The 12,631-nt window shown below is 41.2% G+C and carries 14 protein-coding genes; 2 read left to right on the plus strand and 12 right to left on the minus strand.

All coding sequences use genetic code 11. The features are described 5' to 3' along the window. The first annotated feature begins 57 nt into the window (after nucleotides 1-57). Nucleotides 58-1,032 carry a lipase family alpha/beta hydrolase gene (locus tag F988_RS12490; RefSeq protein ID WP_004683372.1) on the plus strand — a complete coding sequence of 325 codons (975 nt, stop codon included), beginning with the start codon at nucleotides 58-60 and terminating at the stop codon, nucleotides 1,030-1,032. A 59-nt stretch (nucleotides 1,033-1,091) separates the two neighbouring features. Here F988_RS12490 and rplS read toward each other — a convergent pair whose 3' ends face one another. The 12 genes from rplS to ispH all read right to left on the minus strand — a co-directional run bounded on the left by rplS (nucleotide 1,092) and on the right by ispH (nucleotide 11,847). Further along, nucleotides 1,092-1,463: a 50S ribosomal protein L19 gene (gene rplS / locus F988_RS12495; RefSeq protein ID WP_004660214.1), complete on the minus strand. Its 372-nt coding sequence runs from the start codon at nucleotides 1,461-1,463 to the stop codon at nucleotides 1,092-1,094. A gap of 194 nt (nucleotides 1,464-1,657) precedes the next feature. Further along, on the minus strand, nucleotides 1,658-2,398 hold the full coding sequence (gene trmD / locus F988_RS12500) for a tRNA (guanosine(37)-N1)-methyltransferase TrmD (RefSeq protein ID WP_004683373.1): 741 nt from the start codon (nucleotides 2,396-2,398) through the stop codon (nucleotides 1,658-1,660). 45 nt (nucleotides 2,399-2,443) lie between these two features. Beyond that, nucleotides 2,444-2,992 carry a ribosome maturation factor RimM gene (gene rimM, locus F988_RS12505; protein ID WP_004683374.1) on the minus strand — a complete coding sequence of 183 codons (549 nt, stop codon included), beginning with the start codon at nucleotides 2,990-2,992 and terminating at the stop codon, nucleotides 2,444-2,446. A gap of 19 nt (nucleotides 2,993-3,011) precedes the next feature. Next, nucleotides 3,012-3,269 (minus strand): 30S ribosomal protein S16, encoded by a 258-nt coding sequence (rpsP, locus tag F988_RS12510; RefSeq protein ID WP_004678724.1) that lies wholly within the window; start codon nucleotides 3,267-3,269, stop codon nucleotides 3,012-3,014. A 144-nt stretch (nucleotides 3,270-3,413) separates the two neighbouring features. Continuing rightward, nucleotides 3,414-3,842 (minus strand): type IV pilin protein, encoded by a 429-nt coding sequence (locus tag F988_RS12515; protein ID WP_004678726.1) that lies wholly within the window; start codon nucleotides 3,840-3,842, stop codon nucleotides 3,414-3,416. Next, complete coding sequence (locus F988_RS12520) at nucleotides 3,842-4,435, minus strand: type IV pilin protein (RefSeq protein ID WP_004683376.1); 594 nt, start codon at nucleotides 4,433-4,435, stop codon at nucleotides 3,842-3,844. Before F988_RS12520 ends, F988_RS12515 begins: the two co-directional genes overlap by 1 nt. A 9-nt stretch (nucleotides 4,436-4,444) precedes the next feature. Next, a complete protein-coding gene (locus tag F988_RS12525; RefSeq protein ID WP_004683377.1) occupies nucleotides 4,445-8,098 on the minus strand; it encodes a PilC/PilY family type IV pilus protein in 3,654 nt (1,217 codons plus the stop codon). 30 nt (nucleotides 8,099-8,128) lie between these two features. After that, on the minus strand, nucleotides 8,129-8,884 hold the full coding sequence (locus F988_RS12530; protein WP_004683379.1) for a pilus assembly PilX family protein: 756 nt from the start codon (nucleotides 8,882-8,884) through the stop codon (nucleotides 8,129-8,131). Continuing rightward, on the minus strand, nucleotides 8,884-9,831 hold the full coding sequence (locus F988_RS12535) for a PilW family protein (RefSeq protein WP_004683381.1): 948 nt from the start codon (nucleotides 9,829-9,831) through the stop codon (nucleotides 8,884-8,886). Before F988_RS12535 ends, F988_RS12530 begins: the two co-directional genes overlap by 1 nt. Continuing rightward, complete coding sequence (gene pilV, locus F988_RS12540; protein WP_004683382.1) at nucleotides 9,821-10,306, minus strand: type IV pilus modification protein PilV; 486 nt, start codon at nucleotides 10,304-10,306, stop codon at nucleotides 9,821-9,823. Before pilV ends, F988_RS12535 begins: the two co-directional genes overlap by 11 nt. Before the next feature lie 18 nt (nucleotides 10,307-10,324). Beyond that, nucleotides 10,325-10,756 carry a pilus assembly FimT family protein gene (locus F988_RS12545; protein WP_004683383.1) on the minus strand — a complete coding sequence of 144 codons (432 nt, stop codon included), beginning with the start codon at nucleotides 10,754-10,756 and terminating at the stop codon, nucleotides 10,325-10,327. Nucleotides 10,757-10,896: 140 nt separating this feature from the next. Next, nucleotides 10,897-11,847 carry a 4-hydroxy-3-methylbut-2-enyl diphosphate reductase gene (ispH, locus tag F988_RS12550; RefSeq protein ID WP_004683384.1) on the minus strand — a complete coding sequence of 317 codons (951 nt, stop codon included), beginning with the start codon at nucleotides 11,845-11,847 and terminating at the stop codon, nucleotides 10,897-10,899. Between the two features lie 102 nt (nucleotides 11,848-11,949). Here ispH and gmk point away from each other — a divergent pair, with 102 nt between their 5' ends. Beyond that, nucleotides 11,950-12,573, plus strand: a complete 624-nt coding sequence (gene gmk / locus F988_RS12555) for a guanylate kinase (RefSeq protein ID WP_004683385.1) — start codon at nucleotides 11,950-11,952, stop codon at nucleotides 12,571-12,573. The last annotated feature ends 58 nt before the right edge of the window (nucleotides 12,574-12,631 follow it).

Consider the following 12,631-nt stretch of genomic DNA (forward strand, 5'->3'; position numbering starts at 1 on the left):
TGTCAGTTCGCAAGAACATGAAGCCCCATATGAAAAACAAAAATTGAGAGTAATATCATGCAAAAACTTATTCGCTATCTTGCCGTATCCATTATGGCAATCAGTGCATCAGCCAGCTACGCTTCCAACGCCACCCAGGTCAAGGAAAGCTTTGTGCTCTCCAGCTATGCCAAAACCAAGTATCCCATTGTTTTTGTACATGGGGTGGCAGGTTTTTCACGCGTTGGAAGTGACCCACTAGGCGTTGATTATTGGCATCAAATCCTACCTGACCTTGCTCGTAATGGTGCAAATGTCTGGGCGACACGACTTTCACCTTTTAACTCAAATGAAATTCGTGGTGAACAGCTAGTACAGCAGGTTGAGGAAATCCTTGCCATTACGGGACAGCAAAAGGTCAACCTGATTGGTCACAGTCAGGGCGGCCCAACCATTCGCTATGTTGCAGGCGTCATGCCAAGTAAAGTGGCGTCACTCACCAGTGTCAGTGGCACCCATAAAGGCTCGCCTGTCGCCAGCCTGATCACGAAAGTAGATGGCACGGGATTAGGTACTGCTGGCGGGGCTATTGTCAACTTTTTCTCTGGTGCAATCACTTGGGCACAAGGACTTGATGCTAAAAGCTATCCACATAACGCGATGGCGGCAGGACGCAGCATCTCGGTTGAGGGCTCAACGGCATTTAACACTCGATTCCCAATGGGTGTACCAACCACAGCCTGTGGTGAGGGCACTTATCAGGATAAAGGCATTTATATGTATTCATTCTCTGGCACACAGGCGCTGACCAACATCCTTGATCCACTTGATCCCTTGTTTGCAGGAACGAGCCTGATTGTTGACATCAAGGGTGACAATGATGGTATGGTCAGCCGTTGCAGTGCCAAGTTTGGTAAGACGGTGCGGGACAACCTACCTTGGAACCATGCTGATGAAGTCAATCAGGTGCTGGGCTTGAAATCAATTTTCGCACCTAACCCAGTGGATATTTACCGTCAACATGCCAACCGCCTGAAATTGCAGGGACTATAAAACAGGTATAAAAAAATGCGCCAGATGGCGCATTTTTTTGCTTTAAAACGAGGCTAAAATTAACCTTGTTTACGCGCTGGCAACTTTTCACGAATACGTGCAGCTTTACCAGACAACTCGCGTAGGTAGTAAAGTTTAGCACGACGAACGTCACCACGACGTTTCACTTCGATTTTAGCAACGATTGGAGAGTGAGTTTGGAAAACACGCTCAACACCAACACCGCTAGAAATTTTACGAACTGTGAAAGCAGAGTTCAAACCACGATTTTTCTTCGCGATTACAACACCTTCAAATGCTTGAAGACGCTCACGGTCACCCTCTTTTACTTTAACTTGAACGATAACAGTGTCACCAGGAGCAAAAGCAGGGATATCAGTTTTTAACTGTGCATTTTCAACAGCTTGAACTAAAGGATGTTTACCACTCATTGTGGAATCTCCAATATGTGCGGGAGAGAAGAGGTCTCTTACACCGCTGGGAATAGAGGCTAAGGCGCATATCTCCCGTTTAACTTTCCCTTTAAAACAGAATGTCTTAAAGAGCCTATTTTTAACTTAAACCAGGTTTAAGTAGAACTCGAAGCGAAGCTTCTCGTCTGGTGCAAGGATCAACCGATATAGGTTTAATCCTGCGAATTTTGTAGCCATTTTTTTTGCTGCTTGCTCAACTCGAATTTTTCCACCAACTCTGGTCGACGATCCAAAGTACGTTGATAACGCTGCAAAAAACGCCATTTTTCGATATTGGCATGATGTCCTGATTTAAGTACCTCAGGCACATCTAACCCCTCGAAATGGTCTGGCTTGGTATATTGTGGACAATCAAGAAGACCATCCACAAAAGAATCCTGTATCGCAGATTGCTCGTCAGACATGACATTCGGCAAACGGCGAATAATGCTGTCCAACAATACCATGGCAGGAAGTTCACCACCCGACAACACGTAATCCCCAATGGACCATTCCTGATCAACATAATGCTGGATTAAACGTTCATCGACCCCTTCATAACGCCCACACAATACAATCAATCCATCGTAATCAACGAATTGTTGTACCGCCTGTTCATTTAAGGTTTTGCCTTGCGGTGACATATACACCACAGGAGCATGAACACAGCCTGCTTGCGAAGCAAGTTGTTTGGCATGGGTAATTGCTTTTGCTAGCGGCTCAGCCATCATCACCATACCAGGACCACCACCGAAAGGACGTTCGTCCACCCGTTTGTAGTTACCCTCTGCAAAATCTCGCGGATTAATACAAGTGACTTGTACAATCTGTTTTTTTGCGGCTCGACCGCTAATCCCGTACGCTGTAATCGCTTCAAACATTTCAGGAAACAATGTGATGACTGCAAAAAACACCGCAGACTCCTTTATTTTCCTGCTGCGCTACCATCCTCTAAAGAGTTAGTAATCTACGCCCCAATTGACGTAAATGCGACCAGCTTCAAGATCAACACGCTGTACCACATCTTTATGCCACGGAATCATTCGCTCTTCGGCATCAATACTGTCAGCAGTCGCCTTGACCACCATGACATCATTGGCACCTGTTTCAAAAAGCTCAAAGATTTGACCGAGGTTGACTTCTTGTTCTTCATCATCAAGACCTAACACGGTTAAGCCTTTAAGATCAGACCAGTAATACTCATCCACATCTGCTTTTGGAAGCTGTGATTTGGCAATCCAGATATTGGCAGCGACTAAGTTTTCCGCACCAGTACGATCACTCACACCCTTTAGCGAAACAACCAGACCTTTGCCATGTGGTTTCCAACGTTTTACATCTATGGTTTGCCAACCTGCCTTGGTCTCAATGTACCAAGGAAGGTAGTCAAATATATTGCTCATAGGTTCAGTATTAGAATAAACCCAGAGCCACCCATTCAGTCCATAAGCTGAACGTAACTGTCCAATCTGAATACGATCTTCGGGTACATTCTGTGTTGGTGTCATGGGCTACCTACTACAATACTTATGCAGTAGTCGCAGCTTTTTTAGCTTGAGCAGCTAAAGAAGCAACACGTTCAGAAGGCTGAGCACCTTGTGAAATCCAGTGGGCAAAACGGTCAGCATCTAAACGAACTTTTTCCGCCTGACCTTGTGCAGTTGGATTAAAGAAACCAATACGTTCAATGAAACGACCATCACGGGCATTGCGGCTATCAGTTACAACGATTTGATAGAATGGACGTTTTTTTGCACCACCGCGCGCTAAACGAATAACAACCATGAGAACAACCTTATAATTTTTACGGATTATCCTTGCGCCGACCATCGGCAACACTTCAAACCCCTTTCATAGAGGGCGATATTCTACGTTATTTTTGTTTTGATTAAAAGTAAATAATCTGTTTATCTACAGGTTTGAATTTATTTAGCGCCCGTCCCAGTTGGAGGTGGCTGAGGGAACGCAAGCTGTAGTTGTTTTAGTCCAACACTTCCTTCCCTGACTATCTAAAATTACACTTCCATTACCCACCTGAACAGTACCAGATTTAGGTTCTGCAGTTAACGTATACGTTTGACCATTCGGGACCAGTGTAATGCTATAAACAGGATTAGATGTTGGGTAATCCTTTGTAGTTGCACCATTATCCAGTGTTGCGCTGGTATAGTTATGGTTGATAACGTAATAACTCTGTAGACGTTGTGCCTGTTGCATCATTTCACTTTGTACATCTGCGCGATTGGTACGGATTTTGTACTGTGTGTAAGATGGATAAGCAATTGCTGCCAAGATGCCAATAATTGCGACAACAATCATCAATTCCATTAAAGTAAAAGCTGAAGAATATTTTTTCATTACCATGACTCGCTATAACTGCCACAATTTGCATAACCTGTCACTACATCTTTGACTTTTGTCATACAACGTATACCTGTATTGCTTAAAAGCAGATCGTAATTACGTGGCTGTTTTGGCAAACCATCACTATCCTTAGCTCGCTCTAGCGACATTACCCAGCTCAAACCTTTCACACTCTCCGAATCTGCTGTTTCTTGACCATCAGATCCTTTAACAATCGTTAAGGGTTTATGAGCTGCCCCCCCATCCACCAAGGTCAATGTATATTTCGCAGTGGAACTCGTTGAGCCTAGTGGCAACAATAATTGACCCGTCGTTTTATTATAATAACTGGCAGTTGCATGATTTCCATCAGCATCTGTGCTTTCGTATGTATATAAATAACTTGCATCAAAACCTTTATAACTAAAGTTTTTGGCTTTAAATCTTTCTAATTCCGCAGCTATACGTAATGCTTCTTGCCGAGCAATTGCTAAGTCCTTTCGTTCTATATATTGTTGATACGAAGGTACGGCAATGGCAGCAATAATTGCTACCACCACCACTGTAATCATTAGCTCAATTAATGTGAAGCCATGTGTTTTTTTCATGATTTCCCCTTAGCGCTTCTCATACCAACGTAAATGCTGTAAGCGGCTGCCTGTATCAAATAGCTGACATTCTGGTTTATTTTTATTAGCTGTATCTGTGCAATCTGATCCTTCTTTCCCTTTAATTATGCTCATCTCATCCAATTTATTACTATAGCCTACCCCTAAACCAGTACCAAGAATCCCTCCTCCCAACACAATTTTATTCGGACCAGTCGCGGTAGTCGGATATTCAAATGGACATTTTCCTGTAGGTAAACAGAATTGATAAAGCTCAGTATCTCCTTTGACTCCTGAACCACAGGCTCCCGAAATTCCTGTACCATCTTTATGATAAACATTCACATACAACATGTTATCTAAAGCGTAGAGTTCATTCATACCTTTGTACTTTCCTGCTGTAGTATGAAATTGATATTTCCAACCACCATTGTAATTAGTACCTGTCTTCTGTGCGATACCTGCCTTTAATGTTGCAAAGGCACTTGCATCAGTCAAAGTAACACCTGTACCTGTTGGCGATGTTCTTAAAGCAATATCATCATAGAGGTCTTTACGGGCGACATCATTATCATAAATAACGTATACACCATCATTTGCTGTTATTGTAGTAACAACTGAACCATTTACCGTATTTGTTCCTGCTAATGGAGAACTGCGGTTACCTGAACTCAGCGCAACTGCACCAAAATATCCATCTACGCCAGTATGAACTGAAAAACTAGGCATTTCATAAAAACGAGGACTTGCCCCAGTTGTGACATGGGCATTGTATAAACGAACAACCCGTTTCGCAAAAGCCCCCAAAGTACTTGCTTTATTATTTAAATCAATACGAAATGCCTGACCACCTAGATCGCCAAAATATAAATGATCAACTAAACCGTCACCATCACGATCAACAGCATTGATTTGACTAACTACACTATATTTTAAATTATCATCATTGGTTGCAATTGTGCCAGAATCAGTTGTAGTAGCAGTTGAGGTTCCCACATTGGCACTTGACCACCATAATAATGAACCATCATTTGCATCAAACATATAAACACCCGCACCTTTTTTATTGGTTTGTTCATACGCTGGATTTTCATAGCCTCCATTAGTTACTCGATTACCACTAGCGTCCAAACCATCGCCGTTTACACCACCTGCATCATATCCTCCTCCAACAAACATCACCAGTTTACGAGCCCCCCCCCAATTGACCCAAGCAATTGTTGGCTTAGACCAACTTTGTCCCATATAGCTTAAAGGAGTATTCGGTGCAGCTGCATCAGGGTTAATATGAAATTTTAGCGTTGGGCTAGTAATCGTTCTTAGGTCTAGACCATAATAGCCTCTTCCACCCATACGTAAACCGCCATATACGAGCTGTAAACCAGCCTGATTGCTGAGATCATCCCCATCATCATTTTTGCCTTTTACTGTTAACGTACTTGTACTCCCTGTTTTAGATACATACTGACTATAAGCAGTCCATGCCCCATCTATTCCATAATAAAGATTATCTCTGCCTAAATTAGTATTTCCTTCACTTAAGAAACCTTTGTACTGTTTTTCCATCATTTCATGTGGAACAAAAGTAAAAACCTCTTCTCCTCTATCTGTATCGGTATCTGTACCTACTTTTACAACATGCAACATACCTTGATTGGTACCAAATAATAGATAGTCTTGACGAGCAGTAGTTGTCACTACTGGTTTAGGAGGAGTACTCGTATCCTTGGTAACTACAATTTGACCCTCCTGAGTCAATAAAATTGGTTTAGAATGCATGACTGCACCTAATTGACGTTGTTCTTCTGTTGGCAAAGTATTGATTGTCAAGCCTGTTGCATTTTCAGATACTTTATAACCCAATATGTTAAGCCAATAATTTTTCTTAGGGTCATTAACAAATTTACCATCTGTACCAGATGCAAATAAAGTCGTTAGATTAACACTTTGTAAACTTGTTGCTTCTTCTGCCTGATTACTCGTATTGATCTGACGGTTAGTAAAAACCTTACGATTTGAAGATTTTTGGGTTGCGTTAGCTGGGTTAGTCCATGTACCTAATGGTAATTTTTCTAATACGCCTCCACCATTTGTACCCCATATGCCATAAGCATTAAGATTAAGCTTTCCACTACTCTGAATCAGTGCCAGTGTTTTGCTATTATTATATAATTGCCCATCTTTAACATGGTATTTGTTTAGATTACCTAACCATAACTGGTAGTTTTCCTGTGGTTTAGGTGTAAAACTTGCATAATAACCATAAGGTTGTAATTGAATTGGGTTTAAAGCATCCACAGGACTGGTAGGCGAACCTGTAGCAATCGGTTTAAATCGAGGTTTAATATCTTCAATAAAATATTTGATACTATTCACAATCTCCACATCTGATTGGACTGAGTAAAAACCACCATTACCAAAGCCACCTACATTTGGTAATTGGGTATGTGTTTTTGCTCCCCAGTTACAAGTATTTTTTACAGATTGCTCATTTGCCGTAGAAGTTGGCAATTGAGAACAGTCATAAAAAGGACGATTAACCGTTTCAACAACATCCCCATCTTGATCTAAAATGTCAACGGGTAAGATTTTTTCATAAGTTGAACCTTTAGGAAAGTCGGAGCCAAAACCCGCTACAGCTGTTTTAATATTTGTATTTCGCAACGATTTTGCAAATTGTCCAATTTCCGTCCAACCTGCATCATTAGCCCCACCACTCATTCCAGACCAAGAAGAAATAGAAAATGATTTACTCATAATAGCTCGAGTTTTAGTTTGATCTGAATTGTTAGCCACACCATCTGTTAAAAAATAAATCCCTTGACCATTACACGTATTTGCCAACTCTGTTGATGTCACTGGTGCAGCATAACCATTATTTCGAGTAGTTCCCGTTCCTGTTTTTGATTCTAAAATAGAATAACCATAACCACTATTATTCAAACCAGAGGTGTTCTTACCTAGAAAGTATGCTCCTGATTCACCATAAGCCGCAGCAGATGGTGTACCATTATAAGCATCCAAAGCAACCATTTTATCAATTAAGGTCTCTCGATTTTCATCAGTCAAAGGTACAACGGGATAAAGAATTCGACCACTAACACCATCTTGAGAATAAGCACTCGTTGATTTTTGAGAAGAAAACTGACCTAAACCAATATTAATAGAACTATCAATTTCCGTTCCACTTAATGCCTTAGATAATGCCATTTTTAAACGCGATAAACGATCGTAACACCTATAAACTGTACCATTTAACACACACTCACTCTGAATACGTTTTTTATCTGTGGCATTCAAACCATTATAAACTGTATTAGACATTTCACAATAATTTACATTATAGGTTTTAGAACTACGAGTTCCAATTTTATAAGTTTTAGATTCAGATTTAATACTACTATTTGAACTACCACTCCATTTACATAGATTATAGTCCTGATAAATACTATTATATGCGTTTCTATCACTATTATTATTATAATTATACCCAACCCCCATACTTCCCGAAGTATCAAACATGAGCAACAAAGTCATTTTACTTTGTTCAGGTAGTTTATAGATATCAATATCACTAGCTTGAGCCGTTGCAACATGGCAAATCGACACGGTCATTAACATGGATACCGATGCCGAAAGTAACTTCTGATTAAAATTTTTCATTTTCTCACCCTCTTTACAGGTCGATATATGTTAAGACTTTAATTTTGGCGAACCGCCAACGATATAGTCTGCATGTTGTAGATTATAAGGGATGCTCAAGTTATCAAAACATTGTCCAACCGTACATTTTTTCTTATTAACATCAGAATTAATACTAGTTGGGCAGTTTTCCTCTTTTGCCTTCTCCAAAATAGCTGTCTTTTTAAAACATGCCTCGATTTGTTCATTTGTTGCATTAGCATAGCTTGGTAAAATAGAAATAACCGTTACCCCAATATTCTGTGCAACTAAAGGTACTTCACTTTGCCCTAGGCTCGTTCCTTTTGGTACAGCACTAAAAGGTGTCGGATTTTCTTCAATATTTTTCTTCAGATAAATTTGTGCCTGTACTGCTGAACGACCTGATGAAAACTCACCAGCTTCACAGAAACCTGTAATCCCCATTTTAGTGGTTTTACCATCTTTTTCGATGACGCTGGCTTTATCCATAGAATAAAATGTATTCATAGAAGAGCGGTAACAAAATACCAATTCATCATCAATATTGTCAGCAGAATTAAAATAGCTAAACATTCCATCCAAGGCCAGTTGTCTTTGAATCTCAGCAGGGTTTTCAATATTAAACAACGCTGAATCAGAGTTTTCTAACAACAACGCATTCACCTGACTATTGGTTGCAATTTTTAAGCCCACAATCCCCATTTTTACCGCTATAGTCCCCAGTAATGTGATAACGATCAAAATGACCAATACCGTAATGAGTGTTGCGCCTTTTTGTTGTTTCATTACGATGCTCCCAATGTATTACGAATAGCGACCACTTGATTTACCGCCTGACGCAAATATCGCTTATTTACTGCTACATCCCCTGAAAGCGTGACTGGCGTTCCCGCAACATTAAATCTGGTTGGAGTATTTAAATTTGCATTAGCACCAATTGTTCCCGTAGAACGAGACAAAATGCCAATATCCATAGAAACAACGTTCAAATAGTTTTTTGAACAGGTATCTCCATCCGTTCGGGTGGCACAAGCAGCACGAATAGTAGCCATTGCATCAATATAATCATCAATTGTCATATAGCGTAACTGACCCGCAGGATTTTTTACCCCTAAGCGTACTTTAAACGCATCAACACGCTGCATAATTTGTTGTGCATTGTCATCTAAACCGACTAGCCCTGCATCATCATAATAAGCAGCATCACAGTACAATGAATATGAGGTCGGCTCACCTGTGACTTGTTGCGGACTTTCTGCCACATAATAACGTTGCACAATGGTTTTCGAGGACGCATTCGTCACCTGTACGCCTTCACAATTAAAAATCTCACTGCTTGCAGGGACATACTGGATCGTTAAACGATCACTTTTCCCAGTAGTGTTGTCAGTATCCTTATTTTGCAAAGTAACAAATTCAGCTTCTAAATTAGCTGGTGCTTGCAATGTACTTGGTAGATTTTCTTTTTTAAAAATAATCCCCGAACCTTTGTCATCATCATTCACCCTATGTGAAGAGGCAGTATTTAAATTGGTATGACGCAGATCATGTGTGACTAAAGATAAACCAAAATTAGCATTTTGCTGCAACTCACTCATGCCAGACTGCAAATTCAAAGACCGCTGACTACTTAAAAATACAGCCAATCCTGCGGCAACAATTAACAATCCTAATGCTAAAGCAATCATCAACTCCATGAGGGTGAAACCTGAGGTATATCGCTTATGAGCCATAGTTATATACCTCCATGATGATGCATTTCGCATTTAGTACATAAGCCGCACCATTGGTGCAATCAGAACTACTTGTACCATTGGTCGCTGTTGTTCCTTCCCACGCGACATATATACATTTTCGAACTAAGGTAGACCCTTGACAATTAAGCACATCCATACTCATACCCAAGTCAGCTGCACGGCTGCTTACTTGTCTAAAATCGTATTTAGCCATATCTACAGGGTCGCAAAAATCAGTTGCGCAATCCGTGGTATCAGTATTCGCAACATAACCCGCCAGCCCATCCCGATTCATACGCATCCGCTCCGCCAAATCTCGGGCAATATTGGTCGCCTGAACATTCATCGTCGCTTCGTTGCTAGCCGTGATGGCTCTAATCTGTAATGCCACAAACCCCAATACAGCAATACTTAGAAGTACTAAAGCCACAAGCACCTCCACCAACCCAACTCCCGTTTGACGTTTCATCATTTTTATTATTCCTTCCCCTCAAGTCGGACAACTTGTTGCTGCTTTATTGTAAACAACCGTTCCAACCTTTTGTACATACACATATGCTTTTAACGCAGCATCACTCCTGTGTTCAAAAATAAAGCACTGTCCGTTTGTAGAAACACTGGTCTGCCCCAAACGATTAAAAGTCACACTGCTATCCCCACTCGTTTTTGTGACATGCGTTGGCACCCAAGTTTTAAAAGGTGTTGCCACACTACTATCTAACGCTACGATCCGATCACTCTGTTTAAAAATCGCTTCTGATCTCGTTTCGCTCAATAAATCCACAAAATCACGGGTATCGCTTCGCAATTGATTACTCCGAACCATTTGGATAAAAGACGGAGCAGCCATCGTTGCAACAACTGCCAGCACAACAATCGTCACCATCAATTCTATTAAGGTGAATCCCCGATTTTCCCCCATCGCTTACACCCAACTCTTTTAAAATTCCTTACTCTATATTAAATTTATTTTTTACAGAACCAATACAAAGCAGATAAGAGTAATAAAAAAACGGATGGAGTGTCGTCCATCCGTTTTGAGTTCACATTTTTCTATACAAATTAGGCCTGAATCACTTGTATCCGTAACTCTTTAGGTAGACTAAACGTAATATTTTCCTCTCGCCCTTGAAGCTCTTGCGGAGCGGTCGCACCCCAGTCTTGCAAACGCTGAATCACTTGTTTGATTAAAATTTCAGGTGCAGATGCGCCAGCTGTCACACCAATTTTACTATCTGGCTTAAACCAATCTTTTTCAAGTTCATCTGCATTATCGACCAAATAAGCTGATTTACCCATACGCTCAGCCAGTTCACGCAAACGATTTGAATTGGATGAGTTTGGCGAACCCACGACCAATACGACATCACATTTCTCCGCCAAGTCACGTACCGCATCCTGACGATTCTGTGTTGCATAACAGATATCATCTTTACGTGGTCCCTGAATCTTTGGAAACTTGGTTCTTAGGGCATCAATTACTTTGGCTGTATCATCAATCGAGAGTGTGGTTTGAGTGACAAATGCAACTTTATGAGGATGCTCAACGACCAAAGCTTCAACATCCTGTTCATCTTCAACCAGATAAATCTTTCCACCACCAGATTTATCATATTGCCCCATTGTGCCTTCAACCTCAGGATGCCCCTCATGCCCGATCAGAATGGCTTCGGTGCCCTCACGCGCGTACTTGGTTACTTCAATATGAACCTTGGTGACAAGTGGGCAGGTTGCATCAAACACTTTTAAGCCACGGCGATCCGCCTCCTGCTGTACAGACTTGGAAACACCATGTGCACTAAAGATGACAATGGAATCATCAGGAACCTGATCAAGCTCATCTACAAAAACAGCACCTCTTTGACGTAAATCATCCACCACAAACTTGTTGTGCACCACTTCATGTCGTACATAAATCGGTGGGTCAAAACATTCCAATGCACGATTGACGATGGCAATCGCACGGTCAACACCAGCACAAAAACCTCGTGGATTGGCGAGTACAATTTCCATAACATCCCCTCTCATCATCTGAATATTTACGCCAAACTATTTCGTTTCATGGCACGCTACACTACAATAGCCAAGATATTTTATCATATCAGGAAAAATATCATGTCGGGTCTATTGTTTGTCGTTTCTGCGGCATCAGGAACAGGCAAAACATCTCTCGTTAAAGCCCTACTCGATCGAGTCAGCAACTTGCATGTTTCTGTCTCACACACCACACGAAGCCAACGTCCTGGTGAGCTTGACGGTGTTCACTATCATTTTACTGATACTGAAACATTTTTGGCCCAAGTTGAACAGGGCGGTTTTATTGAGTATGCAGAAGTATTCGGAAATTATTATGGTACGTCTCAGGCTAAGGTAAAAGAACAATTACAACAAGGCCACGATGTATTACTCGAAATTGACTGGCAGGGTGCTGAACAGGTACGTCGGCTTTTCCCTGAATCAAAACAAATTTTTATCCTCCCTCCAACCCAGTACGATTTAAGACAACGTCTTTCCAACCGTGGTACAGACTCAGTGGATGTGATTGAACATCGTCTAAGCTGTGCAGTGGAGGATATGCGTCATTTTGCCAATTTTGATTACGTGATTATCAATGACGATTTTAACAAGGCCGTTCATGATTTAGAGGCGATCATCACTGCCAACCGCTTGGTCACCACACAGCAAAGCGCTCGCCACCAACAACTCATCGCAAACTTGATTACGCTTAATCGCGACTGACTTTAATCGGGAATGGCTTGAGTCTTGCATAAAAGCCTTTTATACTACTCAGTCTTTT

The sequence above is a fragment of the Acinetobacter parvus DSM 16617 = CIP 108168 genome, from assembly GCF_000368025.1.
GTDB lineage: Bacteria > Pseudomonadota > Gammaproteobacteria > Pseudomonadales > Moraxellaceae > Acinetobacter > Acinetobacter parvus.